The organism is Flavobacterium sp. N502536 (assembly GCF_025947345.1).
Lineage (GTDB): Bacteria > Bacteroidota > Bacteroidia > Flavobacteriales > Flavobacteriaceae > Flavobacterium.
The window spans coordinates 2,453,888-2,475,831 of sequence record NZ_CP110011.1; the positions used below are offsets into that span (position 1 = coordinate 2,453,888).

Here is a 21,944-nt window from a genome sequence, read left to right on the forward strand (position 1 = left end):
TAAAAAGGTTATATGTCTGAAGAGAGAGTAATAAGAATAAACAAGGTTTTAAGGGAATTAAATATTTCGTTAGAAAGAGCTGTTGATTATCTAAAAGATAAGGGAATTGCTATTGATGCAAATCCAAATGCAAAAATTTCTGATAGCGAATTTAATATCCTACAAAGCCAATTTGCGGGCGATAAGGGGAATAAGGAAGCTTCTAAAGAGGTAGGAGAAGAGAAAAGAAAAGAGAAAGAAGCATTACGTGTTGAACGTGAGAAAGAAATTGAGGACAAACGCAGACAAGACGAGGAGCGCCAAAAACAACAGGAAGTTATAAAAGCGAGAGCCGTTGTAACAGGACCTGTTCAAGTAGGTAAAATTGATTTAAACCCGAAGAAACCTGCAGTTGTTTCTACTCCTGTTGAGGAACCAGTGAAAGCTGAAGAACCAAAAGTAGTTGTTACTCCAACTCAGCCAGAAAAACCTGTTCAAAAAGAAATTGTACAGCCAGAGCCTGTAGTTGCTCCTGTAGTTTCTGAAGAGAAAAAGGTAGAAAAACCTATTATTACAGAGAAAAAAGAAGTAAAAGTAGAGGCTCCAAAAGTAGCGCAGGAACCTGTTGTTTCAACTGATCCTACGACTGCGGAGGAAACCATTACTACACAATATCAAAAATTATCTGGAACTACTCTTACCGGGCAAACCATTGACTTGTCTCAATTTAACAAGCCTAAAAAGAAGAAAGAAGATCCAAAGATCACTCCTAATAAACCAGGAGCTCCGGGAGCCGGAAATAACGCTAACAAAAATAAGCGTAAAAGAATCGCTCCTAAACCGGGAACTCCGGGTGCACCAAAACCTGCAACAGGTAATGCGCCGGGAACTCCAAATCCTAATAAAATTACACCAAATACTGGTGGTGGAGGTTTTAATGCTAACAGAAGTGCAAGACCTGGTTTCGTAAAAGGAAACCGTCCTGCGATTGTAGCAAAAGTAGAGCCTACTGAAGAGGAAGTAAAAAACCAAATTAGAGAAACTCTTGAAAAACTTCAAGGTAAAGGTGGAAAATCTAAAGCGGCTAAATACAGAAGAGATAAAAGAGAAACGCACCGTCAGAAATCTGATGACGAGCAAAGAGCACTTGACGAAGGAAGTAAAACAATTAAAGTTACTGAGTTTGTTACTGTAGGTGAAATTGCAATCATGATGGATGTGCCGATTACTAAAGTAATTGGAACTTGTATGTCACTTGGTATCATGGTAACCATGAACCAGCGTTTAGATGCTGAAACTTTAACTATCGTAGCTGACGAGTTTGGTTATGAAGTAGAGTTTATCACAGTTGATATCGAAGAAGCTATCGAGGTAGTGGAAGATAAAGAAGAAGACTTAGTGGTTAGAGCACCGATTGTTACTGTAATGGGTCACGTCGATCACGGTAAGACCTCTTTACTGGATTATATCCGTAAAGAAAATGTTATTGCCGGAGAGTCAGGAGGTATTACACAGCACATTGGAGCTTACGGTGTAACTTTAGATAATGGTCAGAAAATCGCATTTTTAGATACTCCGGGTCACGAGGCGTTTACCGCGATGCGTGCACGTGGAGCTCAAGTTACCGATATCGCTATTATTGTTGTTGCTGCGGATGATGATATCATGCCACAAACAAAAGAAGCAATTTCTCATGCACAAGCGGCGGGAGTTCCAATTATATTTGCAATCAATAAAATTGATAAACCAAATGCTAATGTTGAGAAAATCAAAGAGCGTTTGGCTAGTATGAACTTACTTGTTGAAGATTGGGGTGGAAAAATTCAATCACATGATATTTCTGCAAAAGTTGGAACAGGTGTAAAAGAATTATTAGAGAAAGTTTTATTAGAAGCGGAAATCTTAGATTTAAAATCGAATCCAAACAAAGCGGCTCAAGGAACAGTTGTTGAGGCGTTCTTAGATAAAGGAAAAGGATATGTTTCTACCATTTTAGTTCAACATGGAACTTTAAAAGTAGGGGATTATATGTTGGCAGGTAAGCATCATGGTAAAATTAAAGCTATGCATGACGAACGTGGACATATAGTTAAAGAAGCTGGACCTTCGACTCCGGTATCTGTTTTAGGTCTTGACGGAGCTGCAACTGCGGGTGATAAGTTTAACGTTTTTGAAGACGAAAAAGAAGCAAAACAAATTGCGTCTAAACGTTCTCAATTAATGCGTGAACAATCGGTACGTACACAACGTCATATTACATTGGATGAAATTGGACGTCGTATTGCTCTTGGTCAGTTTAAAGAATTGAACGTAATCCTTAAAGGAGACGTTGATGGATCTGTTGAAGCATTATCAGATTCGTTCTCTAAATTGTCTACAGAAGAAATTCAAATTAATATCATTCATAAAGGTGTTGGAGCAATTACTGAAACCGATGTTATGTTGGCTTCTGCTTCTGATGCGATCATTATCGGATTTAACGTTCGTCCTGCAGGAAATGCGAGACAGCTTGCTGATAAAGAAGAAATCGATATCCGTTACTACTCTATTATCTACGCTGCAATCGATGACTTGAAAGATGCAATGGAAGGAATGTTAGCTCCTGAGATGAAAGAAGAAATTTTAGGAACTGCTGAAATTCGTGAGATTTTCAAAATTTCTAAAGTGGGTTCAATCGCTGGTTGTATGGTGATGGATGGTAAAATCATGAGATCTTCTAAAATTAGAGTGATCAGAGACGGAGTAGTGGTGCATACAGGTGAACTTGTAGCATTGAAACGTTTCAAAGATGATGTGAAAGAAGTTTCTAAAGGATACGATTGTGGTATTCAGATTAAAGGATACAATGACATTGAAGAAAGAGATGTTATTGAGGCTTACCATGAAGTAGCAATCAAAAAGAAATTGAAATAATATTCGATACTTATATACTAAAGTCCCAACGAGAGTTGGGACTTTTTTTTGTGAATATATTTTAAAGAAAAGTGGAAACATCCGATGTGATTTCTGACTTAAATAATTATTTCGTTTATTTCAATTTTAATATTATTTTTGATTAAAAATATTTGATTATGAAACAACTTATATACACAGTACTTCTTTCTTTGAGTTTTTCTACACTATCTTTTGCTCAGGAAGCAGTTGAAAAAGCTGCTCCGCCGGCAGGCAATGCAGTAGTGGGAGATTATTATGGTGCCGATGTTTCTAAGACTTCGGAAACTAAAGCGATCACGGTCGAGAAGTTAAAAAGTGAATTGGAAAAGACGAGTAAAGCGGAAAACATCTCGGTAAAAGGAGTGGTGACGGATGTGTGTCCGAAAAAAGGCTGCTGGGTTACGGTGAAAACAGAAGACGGTTCTCCGTTTTTTGTAAAAATGAAAGACTATGCTTTTTTCGTGCCAACAGCATTAAAAGGAAAAAGTATTGTACTGGAAGGTACGGCCGAGAAGAAAATTACTTCTGTCGAAGAGTTGAAGCATTATGCTAAAGATGCCAAAAAAACAAAAGCAGAAATAGATGCGATTACCAAGCCAAAAGCAGAAATACGATTTATGGCGGATGGAATTAAAGTGGTGAATTAAAAGGCCTTTTTGATTTACAATTCGATATTTAAATTTTAAAGTCTCAACGAAAGTTGGGACTTTTTTATTGGAGTAAAATTCAAAACGGCATTTGCAGATCAGGGCAAAGTGATTCGGGATGAAATTCTAGAGATTGGTTGTTATTGTGTTTTAATTCATAAAATGAAACAGAAAGACAGCATATTTAGGAGGGTTCAGTTTTGGGGGAATTGATTTCTTTGTAGGATTATTTTTTATTTTTGTGATGTTGAATATATCTGTATGGATTATATATTTTGTATGAGACTGAAACTATTTCATATGATGACCGGTTTTTGGGGTAAAAGATTCAAGTCTGGGAGAGTTATGCATAAGTTTACAAATGTGGAAGAGATGAGAATGGTGATGCCGGATTTGCTGCAGGGTTATCTTTTGGATGAAGAAATGCCGAATAGTTTGCTGCTGTTGACTCCGCCTCCTGAACCCGCTTCTGATACTTTCAAATTTGATTTGGAGCACGCCAGAAGAGTGTCAAAATCTAAAGATCAGATTCGTTTTTTGCAGGCGGTTAGTGATGCCAATTTGTCTTTTCCGCATGCGGTCAGATCGTTTGAGGCTGTTTTAGGAATTGATATTGATGAGCTGCTTACGCCAAAGCTGTATATCCTTATGCGTCGGGTGATGACAGATGCAGGATTGTCGACGTATACAGCAAAGAATTTTTACAATCGCGAACGGCCTTTTGTAGTGAACAAACAAAAAACCTGCACTCCTGAAAAGGAAGATGTCTTACGAAAAGTGGGGTCTTTTCCGTCAGGACATGCTGCGGTAGGCTGGGCGTGGGCTTTGGTTTTTAGTGAAATCTTTCCCGATAGAGAAGAGGCGATTCTTGAACGGGGTCATGATTTTGGCGAAAGCCGGGTGGTTTGTAATGCACACTGGTATAGCGACGTCGTGAAAGGCAGGGAAATGGGAAGGGCAACGGTGGATTGTCTTCGTGCCAATACAGCTTTTAATGCCGATTTAGTGATGGCTAAAGAAGAAGTGTTTCAGCTTTTGAAAAACAAGGAAAGCTAAGAGGGAATTAACTTCTAAAACGGATGTTTTTGAAGTTGGATAAGGGATACAAAAAAAAGGCAATTTCGATTGAAATTGCCTTTTTTTTGTGCTGTTTTGTTTTGAATTGGAGATTACTTCCCGGGCTTTAGTAAAAACACACTTTTGTATCTCTTTTTGATGTCTGCCAGGTTCTTTTCAGCTTCTATTCGGGTCTTGAAATTCCCTACAATTACTTTGTAGTTGGGCGTATTGAAGATTATGGTCCCGTCTATAGTGTTGTATTCTCTTTTGAAATCCGATAACGTTTTCTTTGCTTCTTCGCTTTTACCGCTGAAGATTTGGATTTTGTAAGTATCGTTTGTACTTATTGCTGTGTTAATTTTGCGTTTGTCGTTCAATAATTGCTCGAATTTAGGATCCTGATTTAGTGTTAAATTTTGATCCTGAGCATGAATATTATAAGCTAAAGTGAACATTGTTAGGGTGAAGAAAACTCTTTTCGAAGGGGTTAAAATTCTCATAATGTGATGGTTTTTGAGCAAAAATACTATTTAAAATTAGTATGTGAAAATTTGATATTATTTAGAATTGATATAAATTGATATTTAAGACTATTTTAAGGTTTTGAGAATAACACATAAGTCGTATTTTTGTGCAAGTTTTAAAAGAAGGTATTAGTTTTTCGTTGATTTACTACAGAAAAAATCATACCAAAAATTAGTAGATAATTATTATACTATATGAAAAAGGTGGGTAACCATAATTCGATCTCAAGAAAATTGCTGCTTAGCTTATCGCTAACGCTGCTTTTCTCCCTAACTTCATTTGCTCAAGATCCTGCTGCTCCTGCGGCGCCTGAAGCTGCTGCTCCGGCTGCAACTGCTGGTGGTGATCCGGTAAAAGGGAAAGAACTTTTTAATGCAAATTGCGCTGCATGTCACAAATTAGATGCCAAATCAACAGGTCCTGCTTTAAGAGGAGTTGCTGGAAAGCATGACATAGCCTGGATCTACAAATGGGTTCACAACAGTTCTGACATGATTAAGTCAGGTGATCCTGTAGCAGTAAAACTTTTTGAAGAAAACAACAAGTCTGTAATGACTTCTTTTCCTCAATTATCAACAGGAGATATTGATAACATTATCGCTTATACTTCTGAGGTAAAAGCTGAGCCAGCGGTTGCTGCTGGTGGAGCTGCAACTCCTCCCGGAACAAATGTAAGCGGTGGAGGTATTTCTAATAATATTATTTTAGGTGCACTTGCACTTGTAATGGCTATCTTGGTGGTTATGTTGTTCATGGTGAACAAAGTATTAACTAAAGTAGCACGTAATAATGGTATTGAAGTTGCTCCTAAAGAAGCTTCAACTCCAATCTGGAAAGCATTTGCCAGAAACCAATTTTTGGTATTAGTAACTGCAATTTTCTTGCTATTGGCAAGTGGGTATTTCGTTTACGGATATCTAATGCAGGTGGGTGTGGATCAAAACTATGAGCCAATTCAGCCAATTCACTATTCTCACAAAATTCACGCTGGTGATAACGAAATCAATTGTAAATATTGCCACTCTGCTGCACGTGTGAGTAAAACTGCTGGTATTCCATCTTTAAATGTTTGTATGAACTGTCATAAAAACATCTCTGAAGTTGCTGAAACTACTGCTACTCCTGAGTACAGCAAAGCGTTTTACGATGCTCAAATCCAAAAGTTATATGATGCTGTTGGTTGGGATAAAGCAAAACAAGCTTATACCGGAAAAACGCAGCCAGTAAAATGGGTTCGTATTCACAACTTACCTGATTTTGTTTACTTCAACCACTCTCAACACGTTACTGTTGGAGGTATCGAATGTCAAACTTGTCACGGTCCTGTGGAAGAATTTGAAATCATGAAGCAATACTCTAAATTAACAATGGGATGGTGTGTTGATTGCCATAGAAAAACTGATGTTAAGATGGAAGGAAATGCCTACTATGATAAAATTCATGCTGAACTTTCTAAAAAATACGGTGTAGAGAAATTGACTGCAGCGCAAATGGGAGGTTTAGAATGCGGTAAATGCCACTATTAATCGAATTATTAAGATTTTAATATTTATATACAATGTCATCAAACAAAAAATACTGGAAAAGTGTTGAGGAACTAGAAAATAGTTCTATTGTTGAGGCGCTTAGAAATAACGAGTTTGTTGAAGAGATTCCTACAGATGAATTCTTAGGGAATGCAGATGCTTTAGCGTCATCTGGAACTTCACGTCGTGACTTTTTAAAGTACGTAGGATTTAGTACTGCGGCAGTTACACTTGCTGCGTGTGAAGGTCCTGTGCACAAGTCTATCCCTTATGTTTTACAACCAGAGCAAATCATTCCTGGTGTTGCAGATTACTATGCAACTACTGTATTTGATGGTTTTGATTTTGCTAATCTTTTGGTAAAAACTCGTGAGGGTCGTCCAATTAAAATTGAAAACAATACAATCGCTGGTGCTAAATTTGCAGCTAATGCGAGAATTCACGCATCTATCTTAGGATTGTATGATAGCGCTCGTTTAAAAGAGCCGAAAGTAGAGGGTAAACAAGCTACTTGGTCAGCTGTTGATTTAAAAATTAAATCAAGTTTAGCTGAAGCAAAAGCTAAAAACCAACAAGTGGTATTATTAACGAATACACTTGCAAGTCCATCTACTGAAAAATTAATCGCTGAATTTATTGCTAAAAATCCAAATGCTAAGCATGTTGTTTATGATGCAGTTTCTTCATCTGAGGCTTTAGATGCTTTCCAGGCAGTATATGGTCAAAGAGCTTTAGTTGATTATGATTTTTCAAAATCTAATTTAATTGTATCTGTTGGTGCTGATTTCTTAGGAGACTGGCAAGGTGGTGGATACGATAGTGGATATGCAAAAGGACGTATTCCTCAAAACGGAAAAATGTCTCGTCATTTCCAATTCGAATCAAATATGACATTATCCGGAGCAGCTGCTGATAAGCGTGTTCCAATGACTACTGCTGTTCAAAAACAGGCTTTAGTTCAAATATATAACATTATTGCAGGTGCTTCTGTTCCTGTTACTTTAGATGCTGCTTCTAAAGCTGAAGTAGTGAAAGCTGCTCAACAATTAAAAGCTGCCGGATCTAAAGGGGTTCTGGTATCCGGAATCGAAGATAAAAACGCTCAGTTATTAGTTTTAGCTATCAACCAAATTTTGGCGAGTGAAGCTTATACTACTGCAGGAGCAAGACAAATTAGAAAAGGATCTAATGCGGTTGTTTCTCAATTAATTAAAGATCTGAATGCTGGAAGTGTTCACACTTTAATTATGAGTGGAGTTAATCCTGCTTACACTTTAGCTGATTCAGCTGCTTTTGTTTCAGGATTGAAAAAAGTTAAAACATCTGTTGCTTTTTCATTAAAAGAAGATGAAACTGCTTCAATTGTTACTGTTGCTGCTCCGGCTCCTCATTATTTAGAGTCTTGGGGAGATGTAGAAATAACAAGCGGAACTTATAGCTTAACGCAACCAACGATTCGCCCTATATTCAATACCAAACAATTTCAGGATGTTTTATTGTCATTAAATGGTGCCGCAGGTACTTTTTATGATTATTTAAAAGCTAATTCTTCAGGATTTACTGCAGGATCTTCTTGGAACAAAGTATTACATGATGGTGTTGCAGTGGTTGGATCTGCTGGATTGTCTGGAGGTGCTGTTGATGCTGCTACCGCTGCAAATGCACTTGCAAAATCTAAAGCAGCTGGTGATTTCGAATTGGTATTATATACTAAAACGGGATTAGGAGATGGACAACATGCTAATAACCCTTGGTTACAAGAGTTCCCGGATCCAATTACCAGAGTTTCATGGGATAACTATGTTACTGTTTCTAATGCTGATGCTAAGAAATTAGGATTGTCAAATGAAATCGTTGCTAACGGTGGTTTGAATGGAAGTTATGCTACTATTACTACTGCTGACGGGTTTAAATTAGAAAATGTACCGGTAATTGTTCAGCCAGGACAAGCTGTTGGTACAGTTGGTTTAGCAGTTGGTTACGGTCGTAAAGCAGCTTTAAAAGAAGAAATGCAGGTAGGTTTAAATGCTTACGCTTTATATAAAAATTTCAATAGTGTTCAGTCTGTTTCCATTGTGAAAGCAAATGGAGAGCATGAGTTTGCTTGTGTTCAGGGACAAAAAACATTAATGGGTAGAGGAGATATCATTAAAGAAACTACCCTTGATGTATTTAACAAAGAAAATGCTGAACATTGGAATCCACAGCCAATGGTATCTTTAGATCACCAGGAAGTTAAAGCTACAACAGTAGATTTATGGGAATCATTTGATCGTTCAACAGGACATCACTTTAACCTTTCTATCGACTTAAATGCTTGTACAGGTTGTGGAGCATGTGTTATCGCTTGTCACGCAGAGAACAACGTTCCTGTTGTTGGTAAAGCAGAGGTAAGAAGAAGCCGTGATATGCACTGGTTGCGTATCGACAGATACTATTCTTCTGAAAGCACTTTTGAAGGTGATAACGAAAGAAAAGAAAATATTGCAGGTTTATCAAGTTCATTATCTACATTTAATGAAATGGAAAAACCAGGAGACAATCCACAAGTTGCATTCCAACCAGTAATGTGTCAGCACTGTAACCACGCACCGTGTGAAACAGTTTGTCCGGTTGCTGCAACATCTCACGGTCGTCAAGGTCAAAACCACATGGCATACAACAGATGTGTTGGTACTCGTTATTGTGCAAACAACTGTCCATATAAAGTACGTCGTTTCAACTGGTTCTTGTACAACAAAAACAGTGAATTCGATTATCACATGAATGATGATTTAGGTCGTATGGTATTAAACCCAGACGTAAACGTTCGTTCTCGTGGAGTTATGGAAAAATGTTCATTCTGTATTCAAAGTACACAAGCTGTTATTCTTCAGGCAAAACGTGAAGGTAGAGTTGTGGCAAAAGATGAATTTAACAATGCTTGCGCTTGTTCTGCAGCTTGTTCGTCTGGAGCTATGGTGTTTGGAGATGTAAATGATAAAGAAAGCGAAGTTGCTAAGTTAGCAGAAAGCGATAGAATGTATCATTTATTAGAGCATGTTGGTACAAAACCGAACGTTTTCTATCATGTAAAAGTTAGAAATACTTAGTAAAATTATTAATTAGAAACAATATAAAGGATTATGTCGTCTCACTACGAAGCACCCATTAGAAAACCTTTAGTTATAGGTGATAAATCTTATCACGATGTAACAGTAGATGTAGCTGCACCTGTTGAGGGGCCTGCAAACAAACAATGGTGGATTGTATTTTCAATCGCATTAATAGCCTTCCTTTGGGGGTTAGGTTGTATAATTTACACTGTATCTACAGGTATCGGAACATGGGGATTAAATAAAACAGTTGGTTGGGCCTGGGATATCACGAACTTCGTTTGGTGGGTTGGTATTGGTCACGCCGGAACATTAATTTCTGCGGTACTATTACTTTTCCGTCAGCGTTGGAGAATGGCTATTAACCGTTCTGCTGAAGCGATGACTATCTTCTCAGTAGTTCAGGCAGGTTTATTTCCAATTATTCACATGGGGCGTCCATGGTTGGCATACTGGGTTTTACCTATTCCAAATCAATTTGGATCTTTATGGGTAAACTTTAACTCGCCATTACTTTGGGACGTATTTGCAATTTCAACGTATCTTTCGGTATCATTAGTTTTCTGGTGGACTGGTTTATTGCCTGACTTTGCAATGCTACGTGACAGAGCAATAACGCCTTTCAATAAAAGAGTTTATTCTATCCTAAGTTTTGGATGGAGCGGTAGAGCAAAAGACTGGCAACGTTTTGAAGAAGTATCTTTAGTACTTGCAGGTTTAGCTACTCCACTTGTACTTTCTGTACACACTATTGTATCGATGGACTTTGCTACTTCTGTAATTCCAGGATGGCATACTACAATTTTCCCTCCGTACTTCGTTGCAGGAGCGGTATTCTCAGGATTTGCAATGGTAAACACCTTGTTGATCGTAATGAGAAAAGTTTCTAACTTAGAAGCTTATATTACACTACAACATATCGAGTTAATGAATATTGTAATCATGATTACAGGTTCTATCGTAGGGGTAGCGTATATCACTGAGTTATTCGTAGCTTGGTACTCAGGTGTAGAGTATGAGCAATATGCGTTCTTAAACAGAGCTACCGGACCTTACTGGTGGGCATATTGGTCGATGATGACTTGTAACGTTTTCTCTCCACAGTTCATGTGGTTTAAAAAACTAAGAACAAGTATCATGTTCTCCTTTATTATTTCGATTGTAGTAAACATCGGAATGTGGTTTGAAAGATTTGTAATTATTGTTACTTCTTTACATAGAGATTACCTTCCATCTTCTTGGACAATGTTCTCACCAACATTTGTTGATATTGGAATTTTCATCGGAACGATTGGTTTCTTCTTCGTATTGTTTTTATTGTACTCAAGAACATTCCCTGTAATTGCTCAGGCAGAGGTGAAAACAATTTTGAAAGGAACAGGAGATAATTATATTAGAGAAAGAGCAGCAAATAAAGATTCACACCATGAGTAATAAAGTAATATACGCCATTTATAATGACGATGATATTTTGATGGATGCAGTAAAGAAAACCAGAGCTGCTCATCATCATATTGAAGAGGTTTTTACTCCATTCCCAGTTCACGGATTGGATAAAGCTATGGGCTTAGCACCAACAAGATTAGCAATTTGTGCATTTTTATACGGATGTGTTGGTATTTCTGTTGCTACAACTATGATGAGTTATATCATGATTCATGACTGGCCTCAGGATATTGGTGGAAAGCCAAGTTTCAGTTTCATTCAAAACATGCCTGCATTCGTGCCAATTATGTTTGAGATGACTGTATTTTTTGCTGCCCACTTAATGGTGATCACTTTTTATATGAGAAGTAGATTATGGCCATTCAAACAGGCTGAAAATCCTGATGTAAGAACAACAGACGACCATTTCTTAATGGAAGTTGCTGTAAATGATAACGAAGCAGAACTAGTTTCTTTTTTCGAAGGTACAGGAGCTGTTGAAGTTAAAGTAATTGAAAAGAATTAATTGTAGCTATGAAAAGGATATATAAAATAACACTTTTAGTTGGTATAACTATTTTAGTTTCATCTTGCCACAATAATTCGGCACCAAACTATCAGTATTTCCCAAATATGTATGAATCTGTTGCTTACGAGCCATACACAGAAGCAAAAATATTTAAAGGAGGAAAAGAAGGACAACTTCCTGTAGAAGGAACTATCAATAGAGGTTTTGAACCTTACGAATATGAAAATTCAACTGCGGGTTATGAATTAGCGAAAGCCAATTTAAAATCACCTTTGAGTGAAGCAGATAGAAATTCTGGAAAAGGTAAAGAACTTTTCGAAATTTACTGTATCAGCTGCCATGGTGCAACTGGAAACGGTAAAGGTAAATTGGTTGAAAGAGAAAAATTTCTTGGAGTACCTAGCTACAAAGACAGAGTTATCACTGAAGGAAGTATCTTTCACGTTGAAACTTATGGTTTAAACGCAATGGGTTCACATGCAAATCAATTAAGTGCCCACGAACGTTGGTTAGTTGCTGACTATGTTCTAAAACTAAAAAGCCAATTATAATTGTTGAACAAACTGATCGTAATAGATATGTATACATTTTCAAGTAAATTAAAAACTTTTTCTATCATCCTAATGGTTCTTGGCCTATTAGGAATTGGGTATGGTTTTTTAAGTGCACCTAAAGATATTCAAGAAGTTGAAAAAATACTAGCTGCAGATGCTCATGGTTCTCATGGTGCTGCGCATGGTGAAGCTGCCGAAGCTTCTCATGAAACTGCAGGTCATGAAGCTAAAGAAGCTTCACATGAAGGTGCTGCGCACGCAGAAGCTCCAGCAGTTTCTCATGATACAGCAGTAGCTTCACATGATTCACTTAAAGGTGCAGCGCACACAGAAACTCCAGCAGTTTCTCACGAAGCTGCAAAAGTTTCACATGACTCACACGAAGGTGGAGAGCATGCGAAAGTTGATGCCGCAGGTGAACATGAAAAACATTTGGAGCATGTATTGCACCAATTGCAAAACAAACCATGGTCAGCATTATATGTTGCTTGTATTTTCTTTTTACTACTTTCTATGGGAGTTTTAGCATTTTATGCTATTCAACAAGTTGCTCAGGCAGGTTGGTCTCCGGTATTGTTTAGAGTAATGCAGGGAATCACAGCTTACTTACCAGCTGGTTCTGTTATATTCTTCATCATTTTAGTACTTTGCGGATTGAATTTTAACCACATTTTTGTTTGGTTAGGAGAAGGAGTTACAGATCCAAAACACGCTAATTATGATGCTATCATTGCTGGAAAAGCAGGTTACCTGAACTTTCCTTTCTGGATCATCAGAGCAGCAATCTTCTTAATAGGATGGAACTTATACCGTCACTATTCAGCAAAAAACTGTTTGGCTCAGGACGAAGCTAAAGATGATCTATACTACAAAAAGAACTTTAAGTTATCTGCAGGATTCTTAGTATTCTTTATCGTATCTGAGTCTATTATGTCTTGGGACTGGATTATGTCATTTGATCCACACTGGTTCAGTACATTGTTCGGATGGTATGTTTTTGCTTCTTTCTTTGTAAGTGGTATCACTTCAATCGCATTAGTAACGATCTACTTGAAATCTAAAGGATATTTAGAGTATGTAAATACAAGCCACATTCACGATTTAGCTAAATTCATGTTTGGTATTAGTGTTTTCTGGACATACTTATGGTTCTCACAATTTATGTTGATCTGGTATGCTAATATTCCTGAAGAGGTTACTTACTTTGTAACCAGAATTCAATTATACAACTTACCATTTTTTGGAGCTGTAGTTATGAACTTTGTGTTCCCATTATTAATATTGATCAATACAGACTTCAAACGTCTTAGCTGGGTTATTGTAATGGCCGGTGTAGTGATCTTATTAGGACACTATGTTGATTTCTTTAATATGATTATGCCAGGTACAGTTGGAGATAAATGGTTTATTGGAGTTCCTGAAATTGCCTCTATTCTTTTCTTCTTAGGATTGTTTATTTTTGTAGTGTTTACTGCATTAACTAAAGCTCCTTTGTTAGCAAAAAGAAATCCTTTCATTGAAGAAAGTAAACATTTTCATTATTAATATTTAAAGAAGTAAACAGATGACAAGTTTGTTGGTAATTATAGTTTTAGTTTTATTAGCAGTTGCTTTGTGGCAATTGACCAAGATATTTGATCTTACTCAGGTAGGATCTTCTTCGGACGATTCTCAGGTTGCATCGGATAATGATAATAATGTTCAGGGGTATATCATGTTTGGCTTTTTGGCATTCATTTATATCTTTACGATTTACGGTTTACTAAAATGGGGTGGTTTAGCACTTCATACTCCTGCTTCAGAGCACGGACTTTTAGTAGATAATTTAATGAATATTACCTGGGTTTTAATCTTTGTAGTTCAATTTATTACACAAGGATTATTATACTGGTTCTCTTTTAAAAACAGAGGAAATAAAGATAAAAAAGCTTTATTCTTTGCTGATAGTAATAAATTAGAAGCAATCTGGAGTATTATTCCATCTGTAGTGTTGGCTTGTTTGATCCTTTACGGATTGTACGCTTGGAACAACATTATGTTTGTGGATAAAGACGAGGATGTAATCGAAATCGAATTATACGCACAACAATTTAAATGGACAGCAAGATATGCTGGTCAGGATAATGTTTTAGGAAAAGCAAACGTTCGTTTAATCGAAGGTATCAACACTTTAGGAGTTGATATGTCTGATCCTAACGCTCAGGACGATATCGTAGTTTCTGAATTGCATATTCCAAAAGGTAAAAAAGTACATTTCAAAATGCGTTCTCAAGACGTATTACACTCCGCTTACATGCCTCACTTTAGAGCGCAAATGAACTGTGTTCCTGGAATGGTTACTGAATTTGCTTTTATTCCAACGTATACAACTTCTGAATACAGAGAGTTACCATTTATGGTAGAAAAAGTTGCACACATCAACAAACTTAGAGCTGAGAAAAGCGTTGAGTTAGTTGCTAAAGGAGGAACAGCTTTAGATCCTTATACATTTGACTATTTATTATTATGTAATAAAATTTGTGGAGCTTCTCACTACAACATGCAAATGAAAGTAGTTGTGGATACTCCGGAAGATTACAAAAAATGGTTAAGCGAAAAAACTACATTAGCTCAGGATATTAAAGCCGCTGCTGCTGCAGATGCTGAAAAGAAGGCTGGTGAAGAAGCAAAAGCGAGCACTGATAGTACTGCTAAAGATACTGTAAAAGTAATTATCGATACGGTTAAGGCAGTTGTAGCTAAAGTGGCTATGAAATAATATTATTAAGAAAATTTAAAGTACACATATATGTCAGCAGAAGCGCACGGTCACGATCACGGACACGATCACGAGCACGAACATCATCATAAAGACACGTTCATTACTAAATACATCTTTAGTATTGATCACAAAATGATTGCTAAGCAATATTTAATTACCGGTATCATTATGGGTATTATTGGTATTGCAATGTCTTTGCTTTTCAGAATGCAATTGGCTTGGCCAGAAGAGTCTTTTAAAATCTTTAATGTTTTATTAGGAGATAAATTTGCACCTGATGGTGTAATGGCAAATGATATTTATTTGGCCCTAGTTACAATTCACGGTACCATCATGGTATTCTTTGTACTGACGGCCGGTTTGAGCGGAACCTTTAGTAACTTATTGATTCCACTTCAAATTGGAGCGCGAGATATGGCTTCCGGATTTATGAACATGATTTCATACTGGTTGTTTTTCTTATCTGCTGTAGTAATGTTATGTTCTCTATTTGTTGAAGCTGGACCAGCATCTGCAGGTTGGACAATTTACCCTCCATTAAGTGCTTTACCACAAGCAATTCCAGGTTCTGGAACAGGTATGACACTATGGTTAGTTTCGATGGCTATCTTTATTGCATCTTCTTTAATGGGATCTTTAAACTACATCGTAACCGTTATCAACCTTAGAACTAAAGGAATGTCTATGACTAGACTTCCATTAACAATCTGGACATTTTTCGTAACAGCTATCATTGGTGTTATTTCATTCCCTGTATTGTTGTCTGCTGCTTTATTATTGATCTTTGACAGAAGTTTTGGTACTTCATTCTTCTTATCTGATATCTATATTGCCGGAGAAGTTTTACACTACCAAGGAGGTTCTCCTGTATTGTTCGAACACTTATTCTGGTTCTTAGGTCACCCTGAGGTTTACATCGTAATCTTACCAGCAATGGGACTTGTTTCTGAAATTATGGCTACGAACTCTCGTAAACCAATCTTCGGATACAGAGCGATGATCATGTCAGTTCTTGCAATTGCATTTTTATCTACAATTGTTTGGGGTCACCACATGTTTATTTCAGGTATGAATCCTTTCTTAGGATCTGTATTTACTTTCACTACTTTATTGATTGCAATTCCATCTGCTGTAAAAGCGTTCAACTGGATTACAACTTTATGGAAAGGTAACTTACAATTCAACCCTGCAATGTTATTCTCTATCGGAATGGTTTCTACTTTCATCACTGGAGGTTTAACAGGAATCATTTTAGGAGACAGTACTTTAGATATTAACGTTCACGATACTTACTTCGTAATTGCTCACTTTCACTTAGTAATGGGGATCTCTGCACTTTACGGAATGTTTGCTGGTATTTACCACTGGTTCCCTAAAATGTACGGTAGAATGTTGAATAAAAACTTAGGTTACATTCACTTTTGGGTAACAGCAGTTTGTGCTTACGGAGTATTCTTCCCAATGCACTTTATCGGATTAGCTGGTTTACCAAGACGTTACTATACAAACACGAACTTCCCATTATTTGATGATTTACAAAATGTGAATGTTTTAATTACAACATTTGCACTTATAGGAGGAGCGTTCCAATTGGTATTCTTATACAACTTCTTTAGCAGTATTTTCTACGGTAAGAAATCTGTTCAGAATCCATGGAAATCAACAACATTAGAGTGGACTACTCCGGTAGAACATATCCACGGTAACTGGCCGGGAGAAATTCCTCACGTATACCGTTGGCCATATGACTACAGTAACCCAAATCACGATGTAGATTTTGTACCGCAAAATGTACCGATGAAAGAAGGTGAAGAAGTTTTACACCACTAAAAATACTTTAAAAGACTGTCTGAAAAGACAGTCTTTTTTGTTTATACAGGTTTCAGTACAGCATAGCATCAGATCTGGGTTAAAGCGTGGAAAATAATATTGTAAGGATTTGAACGATAGGTAATTGTCGTATATTTATAGAGAAGTTAGTTTGATTTTTCATAAATAGATTATTCCCCGATAATATGAAGGTACTACTGATTCCCAATACCATTTTTAGTTTTTTTAAAAACAGAAAAGGAGTTTCTTTTTTGCGTGAAAACGATAAGATCATTAGACAGTCTATATTCACTGTCTTTTTTATTGGAATCGGGATCTGGTTTATCAAACATGAGCGATCTGAGTTAGGAGAAGTTAAAAACGCAATTGCCAATGCCAGTTCTTTTTGGGTTTTGTGTGGTATTGCCCTTTCTTTGATTTATATAACACTTCAGGCGTTAATGTATTTTGCCTCCTTTAAAGCGGTTCAGAGTACAATATCTTTTAAACAGGCCGTCATTTTATTTTTAAAACGAAACTTCGTAAGCGTTTTTTTACCGGCAGGCGGAATTTCTTCTTTGGCCTTTTTTACAAAATCCATTGAAAAGAGTGGAGTAAAACCCACTCAAATTCATTTTGCCTCCATCGTATATGGTTTTGTGGGGATACTTTCGGTTATCATTGTTGCCATTCCCGCTTTGATGTACTCCTTGTTTCAGGGAACTGCCGGATCAGGAGAATGGTATGCGTTGGGAGCTGTCATTGTCTTAAGTTTAAGCATCTTTTTTATTTACGATTCGATTCTGAAAAAGGGGAGCTTATATCGCCTGATCATAAAGTTTCTTCCCTCGGCGGTGGTCTTTTTGGATGATTTGCAGCAAAACAAAATCGTAAAAAAGAATTTCCTGCAAGTTGTCTTTTATTCTGTACTCATCGAGTTCGCTGGAATAGCGCATTTGTATATCGCTATGATTGCTTTGGGGTTTACACCCTCGCTCCCCGCATCTGCAATGGGCTATATTATTTCGGTTATATTTTTAATTGTTTCACCCTTTCTCCGAGGGCTGGGTGCGATCGAAATTTCAATGAGTTTTATCCTGATGCAATTTGGTTTTGATAGTGTCAGTGCGATAGCCATTACTTTTTTATACCGTTTCTTCGAATTTTGGGTCCCATTGCTGGCCGGTGCATTCATTTTTGTTTTCAATGCCAATAAATTATTGATGCGCATTGTACCTTCTTTTTTGCTTTTTGTTTTGGGATTAGTAAACATAATATCTGTTTTAACCCCGGCTATCGCAGAACGTTTGCACATCCTCAAAAATATCATTCCGGTTTCGGCCATTAGAGCCTCCAATTATTTTGTCATAACTGCTGGCTTATTTATGCTGGTGAATGCTGCTTTTATGCTAAAGGGACTCCGTAATGCCTGGTGGTCTGCCGTTTTTTTAACCACTATTTCAATCATCGGGCACCTTACCAAAGCGATCGATTATGAAGAAGCCGTAATTGCCCTGATTGTACTCGTGAGTTTAATTATAACCCGAAAAGAATATTATATAAAAAGTAACGCCCACTTGCAGAGCATTGGACTTAAAACGGTTTTAATTAGCATTGCGGCAGTCTTATTGTATGGGATTCTGGGGTTCTATTTTCTGGATAAAAAACATTTTGACATTGACTTTCATTGGCAGGAATCCATAAAATATGCACTGCAAAACTTTTTTTTAATCGGGAGTTCAGATTTGGTACCACTTGACAGATTTGCAAGACACTTTTTACTATCGATCAACATCTGTGGTTTTTTATCGATTGCATTTCTTGTCTTTGCTTTAATACGACCTTACACCATAAAAAAAGGAGCGGTAGAAGATGATTTCCTGTCGGCATCCGAACTTTTGAAACAGTATGGCACCTCTTCTTTGGATTATTTTAAAACCTATGATGATAAAAACATCTTTATCGCAAAAAGTAAAAAATCTTTCCTTGCCTATCGTGTGGCCGATAATTTTGCCGTAGTCTTAGAAAACCCCGTAGCGGCTTCAGCAGATGAAATCAAACAATGTATAGTCGAATTTGATGTTTATTGTTACGAGAACGGCTTAAGAAGCATTTATTATCGGGTGCCGGAAGACAACTTAGAATTGTTTGCTTCATTGCACAAAAAAAACTTATTTATAGGTCAGGAAGCGGTTGTCGATCTGTCTGTATTTACAATGGAAGGAGGAGCCAAAAAATCATTGCGTAATGCGATAAGCAAAGTCAAAGAGAAAGGCTTTCAAACAACCATTCATAACGCACCCGTAAAAGATGGATTGCTGCAAAAAATAAAAGCAGTAAGTGATGAATGGCTTGCAAGCACCGGAGAAGTGAAATTGTTTTTTCTCAAGGCAGATTTGAGTGGGAAGAACTCAAACAGCAAACCATTATTACAGTAGAAAATGCCGAAGAGAAAATAGTGGCTTTTTTAAATGTCATTCCTGATTTTGCCAAAGGAGAAGGGACCTATGATTTGATTCGTAAAACCAATGATGCCCCAAACGGAATCATTGATTTTATACTTCTGGAACTTTTCGCTTATTTAAAATCGCAGGGCTGTACTTCAGTCAATTTAGGATTGGCAGCTATGAGCGGAATTGAAGATGCAGATAGCTTTCCCGAAAAATCAATGAAGTTTGCCTATGAAAGAATTAAATATTTTTCGCACTATAAAGGATTGCGCGATTTTAAAGAAAAATTCACTCCGGTATGGCACAACAAATATTTAGTTTATACCCATGACTATGATTTATTGCAGGTTCCGCTAGCTTTAAACAAAGTTGTAAAACCATAATAAAGAACATGAAAAGGAGGAAGGCAGTGCGGGTAAATTGGGTTAAGGTCATGGCAATAGGCTGCATCATTACCTGTATATTCGATTTTTTGCTGCTCTTTTTATTAGGAAGCTATTATAAGGGGTATAGTCAGCTGCACAACACCATTAGTTCTTTGGGGGCAACTGTGAGTCCGGTTTCAGAATTGATTTCCATATGGTGGATCGTAATTGGGATTGTATTTATTGTTTTTGGAATCGTTTTTAAAAGAGCATTTGATAAAGACCTCAAAGGAGTAAAGCTGGCTTCTTTGTTAATTATAATGTATGGTTTAGGAGAGGGGATTGGTTCGGGGCTATTTAAAGCAGATGTAATAGACGGTAAAAGAACCCTTTCGTTTTTGCTGCATGACATTGCCGGAGGTATCGGAATTGTTGCTGCTTTGCTGTTGCCCTTAGTGATGTGTACCGTAATTTCAAAAGAAAACAATCCTCGTTTTTATAACTTTTCCGAGATTGTTTTTGGTATTGGAAGTCTTACCCTCTTATTGTTTGTACTTCATATTCCCTCTGATACAGGGGCATTAATTGCTTCGTACAAAGGATTGTGGCAAAGACTTTTTCTGTTGAATTTGTATGTTTATTTTATATCAGTTTCAATCATAATGTATAATAAGAACACTATAGTTTAGGATTTCGTAACGTTAAAAAATAATTCAGATGAACAAAATCATAACACTCCTCTTGTCCGTTTTTATTTTTAGTACTCCTGCTTTTGCTGTAACAGCAGACACTATAAGAGTTGGAGCATTTGGAAAAGTCACCATTTACAAACCAAAAACAGTACCAACTGCGGTCGTATTGTTTGTTTCCGGCGATGGAGGCTGGAACAGCGGCGTTGTTGAAATGGCCAAAAACATTGCCGATCAGGGGGCAGTCGTTGCAGGGATCGATATCCAGCATTATTTTAAAGAAATAAAAAAGCAAAAAGCAAAATGTTATTACCCGGCCGGAGACTTTGAAGAGCTTAGTTTGCTGCTGCAAAAAAAGATCAGGATCAAACAATACTTAAAACCAATATTGGCCGGATACTCTTCAGGAGCAACTTTAGTTTATGGAATGCTGGCTCAGGCACCTGCCAATACTTTTAGCGGGGCCATTGCTTTAGGTTTTTGCCCCGATATCGAAACCGACAGGACTTTATGCGACGGCTCAGGACTTACTTCGCATGTTTTAAAAGAAGGGAAAGCCTATTTTCTTGAAAAAACAGAAAAATTATCAGCTCCTTTTATCGTGCTTCAGGGAACTACAGATCAGGTTTGTAATTATGCCGACACCAAAAAATACATGGAGGGCATGAAACAGGGAAAATTAATTACATTGCCCAAAGTGGGTCATGGATTCTCGGTTACTAAAAACTGGCTGCCACAGTTTACAGCCGCATTTAAGGAGATTTTAAATACGCCCACGTATAGCGAACAGAAAGCACAACAAAATCAGTTGCTCAAAGAACAGCAGCTGAAACCGTTGCCATTTGAAATGCCGCTAACCTTAATCCCGACAAAAAATAAAGACGAAGCGTTGCCTGTTGCCTTCTTAATTTCCGGAGATGGAGGATGGACAAGTTTTGACCAATCTGTTGGTGAAGCTCTGGCAGAAAAGGGAATTGCCGTAATAGGACTGGATGCCCAGAAATATTTCTGGAATGCAAAAACGCCCAGCGAGACTTCGGAAGCAATAGGTAAGGCGGTTGAACATTATTTACAGCAATGGAATAAAAAAACATTTATACTGGCGGGTTATTCATTTGGAGCTTCTGTAATTCCGTTTGCTGCGGGTAATTTTCCCGAAGCATTAAAAGAAAAATTAAAAGGCCTGTATCTCTTGTCGCCTGATGTGAAAGCCGATTTTGAAATTCACATTGCAGACATGCTGAGTATGGAAAGTGCAAAGGATACTTACGATGTGATTTCCGAAATAAAAAAAGTCAAATCCTATAATCCGGTTTGTTTTTTTGGGGATGAAGAAGATGCCGCAACCCGTAACAGGTTTTCAGAATCGGGGATCAAAACTATTGAACTGCCGGGCTCGCACCATTACAACAATGACTACAATAAAATAGCAGAAAGTATTTTGAAAGAAATCAAATAAAGCAGGGACTTTAAAAAAGCAAAACGACTCCTTTTGTTGAGTAAAAGGATAGCTAAATACAGGGTTTAAATTATTGGTTTTTAAATGTTTGAAAATAATTTTGAAAAAAAATCTTTTTTGAGGTAACAAATAGTATAG

The 21,944-nt window shown here is 37.2% G+C and carries 16 protein-coding genes; 15 read left to right on the plus strand and 1 reads right to left on the minus strand.

The annotated features are described in order from the left end of the window. Positions 1-12 precede the first annotated feature (12 nt). The 3 genes from infB to OLM61_RS10730 all read left to right on the plus strand — a co-directional run bounded on the left by infB (position 13) and on the right by OLM61_RS10730 (position 4,616). Positions 13-2,892, plus strand: a complete 2,880-nt coding sequence (gene infB / locus OLM61_RS10720) for a translation initiation factor IF-2 (protein ID WP_264526316.1) — start codon at positions 13-15, stop codon at positions 2,890-2,892. Between the two features lie 158 nt (positions 2,893-3,050). After that, the gene (locus OLM61_RS10725) at positions 3,051-3,560 is read left to right on the plus strand and encodes a DUF4920 domain-containing protein (RefSeq protein WP_264526317.1); all 510 of its coding nucleotides are present in this window, start codon (positions 3,051-3,053) and stop codon (positions 3,558-3,560) included. A gap of 345 nt (positions 3,561-3,905) precedes the next feature. Beyond that, on the plus strand, positions 3,906-4,616 hold the full coding sequence (locus OLM61_RS10730) for an acid phosphatase (RefSeq protein WP_264526318.1): 711 nt from the start codon (positions 3,906-3,908) through the stop codon (positions 4,614-4,616). Positions 4,617-4,729: 113 nt separating this feature from the next. On the opposite strand, the gene OLM61_RS10735 is transcribed toward OLM61_RS10730, so the two are convergent. Beyond that, positions 4,730-5,119 (minus strand): SPOR domain-containing protein, encoded by a 390-nt coding sequence (locus OLM61_RS10735; protein WP_173964117.1) that lies wholly within the window; start codon positions 5,117-5,119, stop codon positions 4,730-4,732. A gap of 219 nt (positions 5,120-5,338) precedes the next feature. Between OLM61_RS10735 and OLM61_RS10740 the strand changes: the two genes are divergently transcribed. The 12 genes from OLM61_RS10740 (at position 5,339) to OLM61_RS10795 (ending at position 21,806) form a co-directional block, all read left to right on the plus strand. Further along, on the plus strand, positions 5,339-6,670 hold the full coding sequence (locus OLM61_RS10740) for a c-type cytochrome (RefSeq protein WP_264526319.1): 1,332 nt from the start codon (positions 5,339-5,341) through the stop codon (positions 6,668-6,670). A gap of 32 nt (positions 6,671-6,702) precedes the next feature. Continuing rightward, positions 6,703-9,762 carry a TAT-variant-translocated molybdopterin oxidoreductase gene (locus OLM61_RS10745; protein ID WP_264526320.1) on the plus strand — a complete coding sequence of 1,020 codons (3,060 nt, stop codon included), beginning with the start codon at positions 6,703-6,705 and terminating at the stop codon, positions 9,760-9,762. 33 nt (positions 9,763-9,795) lie between these two features. After that, on the plus strand, positions 9,796-11,199 hold the full coding sequence (gene nrfD / locus OLM61_RS10750; RefSeq protein WP_173964114.1) for an NrfD/PsrC family molybdoenzyme membrane anchor subunit: 1,404 nt from the start codon (positions 9,796-9,798) through the stop codon (positions 11,197-11,199). Next, positions 11,192-11,716, plus strand: a complete 525-nt coding sequence (locus OLM61_RS10755) for a DUF3341 domain-containing protein (protein WP_056245298.1) — start codon at positions 11,192-11,194, stop codon at positions 11,714-11,716. Before nrfD ends, OLM61_RS10755 begins: the two co-directional genes overlap by 8 nt. A gap of 8 nt (positions 11,717-11,724) precedes the next feature. Next, positions 11,725-12,270 carry a c-type cytochrome gene (locus tag OLM61_RS10760; RefSeq protein WP_173964113.1) on the plus strand — a complete coding sequence of 182 codons (546 nt, stop codon included), beginning with the start codon at positions 11,725-11,727 and terminating at the stop codon, positions 12,268-12,270. Positions 12,271-12,297: 27 nt separating this feature from the next. Continuing rightward, a complete protein-coding gene (locus OLM61_RS10765) occupies positions 12,298-13,818 on the plus strand; it encodes a quinol:cytochrome C oxidoreductase (protein WP_264526321.1) in 1,521 nt (506 codons plus the stop codon). 19 nt (positions 13,819-13,837) lie between these two features. Continuing rightward, positions 13,838-15,031 (plus strand): cytochrome c oxidase subunit II, encoded by a 1,194-nt coding sequence (locus OLM61_RS10770; protein WP_264526322.1) that lies wholly within the window; start codon positions 13,838-13,840, stop codon positions 15,029-15,031. A 30-nt stretch (positions 15,032-15,061) separates the two neighbouring features. Further along, positions 15,062-16,864, plus strand: coding sequence for a cbb3-type cytochrome c oxidase subunit I (locus OLM61_RS10775; RefSeq protein ID WP_264526323.1), 1,803 nt, complete (start codon positions 15,062-15,064; stop codon positions 16,862-16,864). Positions 16,865-17,049: 185 nt separating this feature from the next. Next, positions 17,050-19,281: a phosphatidylglycerol lysyltransferase domain-containing protein gene (locus OLM61_RS10780; protein ID WP_264526324.1), complete on the plus strand. Its 2,232-nt coding sequence runs from the start codon at positions 17,050-17,052 to the stop codon at positions 19,279-19,281. Further along, on the plus strand, positions 19,191-19,676 hold the full coding sequence (locus tag OLM61_RS10785; RefSeq protein ID WP_264526325.1) for a phosphatidylglycerol lysyltransferase domain-containing protein: 486 nt from the start codon (positions 19,191-19,193) through the stop codon (positions 19,674-19,676). The genes OLM61_RS10780 and OLM61_RS10785 overlap by 91 nt, the downstream gene beginning before the upstream one ends. Positions 19,677-19,684: 8 nt before the next feature. Beyond that, complete coding sequence (locus OLM61_RS10790; protein ID WP_264526326.1) at positions 19,685-20,347, plus strand: DUF998 domain-containing protein; 663 nt, start codon at positions 19,685-19,687, stop codon at positions 20,345-20,347. A gap of 28 nt (positions 20,348-20,375) precedes the next feature. Next, on the plus strand, positions 20,376-21,806 hold the full coding sequence (locus tag OLM61_RS10795; RefSeq protein WP_264526327.1) for an AcvB/VirJ family lysyl-phosphatidylglycerol hydrolase: 1,431 nt from the start codon (positions 20,376-20,378) through the stop codon (positions 21,804-21,806). Positions 21,807-21,944 lie beyond the last annotated feature (138 nt).

Excerpts from the sequence above, each read along its gene's own strand:
- infB (WP_264526316.1), top strand. The coding sequence starts at position 13 with ATGTCTGAAGAGAGAGTAATAAGAATAAACAAGGTTTTAAGGGAATTA.
- OLM61_RS10725 (WP_264526317.1), top strand. The coding sequence starts at position 3,051 with ATGAAACAACTTATATACACAGTACTTCTTTCTTTGAGTTTTTCTACA.
- OLM61_RS10730 (WP_264526318.1), top strand. The coding sequence starts at position 3,906 with ATGCATAAGTTTACAAATGTGGAAGAGATGAGAATGGTGATGCCGGAT.
- OLM61_RS10735 (WP_173964117.1), bottom strand. The coding sequence starts at position 5,119 with ATGAGAATTTTAACCCCTTCGAAAAGAGTTTTCTTCACCCTAACAATG.
- OLM61_RS10740 (WP_264526319.1), top strand. The coding sequence starts at position 5,339 with ATGAAAAAGGTGGGTAACCATAATTCGATCTCAAGAAAATTGCTGCTT.
- OLM61_RS10745 (WP_264526320.1), top strand. The coding sequence starts at position 6,703 with ATGTCATCAAACAAAAAATACTGGAAAAGTGTTGAGGAACTAGAAAAT.
- nrfD (WP_173964114.1), top strand. The coding sequence starts at position 9,796 with ATGTCGTCTCACTACGAAGCACCCATTAGAAAACCTTTAGTTATAGGT.
- OLM61_RS10755 (WP_056245298.1), top strand. The coding sequence starts at position 11,192 with ATGAGTAATAAAGTAATATACGCCATTTATAATGACGATGATATTTTG.
- OLM61_RS10760 (WP_173964113.1), top strand. The coding sequence starts at position 11,725 with ATGAAAAGGATATATAAAATAACACTTTTAGTTGGTATAACTATTTTA.
- OLM61_RS10765 (WP_264526321.1), top strand. The coding sequence starts at position 12,298 with ATGTATACATTTTCAAGTAAATTAAAAACTTTTTCTATCATCCTAATG.
- OLM61_RS10770 (WP_264526322.1), top strand. The coding sequence starts at position 13,838 with ATGACAAGTTTGTTGGTAATTATAGTTTTAGTTTTATTAGCAGTTGCT.
- OLM61_RS10775 (WP_264526323.1), top strand. The coding sequence starts at position 15,062 with ATGTCAGCAGAAGCGCACGGTCACGATCACGGACACGATCACGAGCAC.
- OLM61_RS10780 (WP_264526324.1), top strand. The coding sequence starts at position 17,050 with ATGAAGGTACTACTGATTCCCAATACCATTTTTAGTTTTTTTAAAAAC.
- OLM61_RS10785 (WP_264526325.1), top strand. The coding sequence starts at position 19,191 with ATGGCTTGCAAGCACCGGAGAAGTGAAATTGTTTTTTCTCAAGGCAGA.
- OLM61_RS10790 (WP_264526326.1), top strand. The coding sequence starts at position 19,685 with ATGAAAAGGAGGAAGGCAGTGCGGGTAAATTGGGTTAAGGTCATGGCA.
- OLM61_RS10795 (WP_264526327.1), top strand. The coding sequence starts at position 20,376 with ATGAACAAAATCATAACACTCCTCTTGTCCGTTTTTATTTTTAGTACT.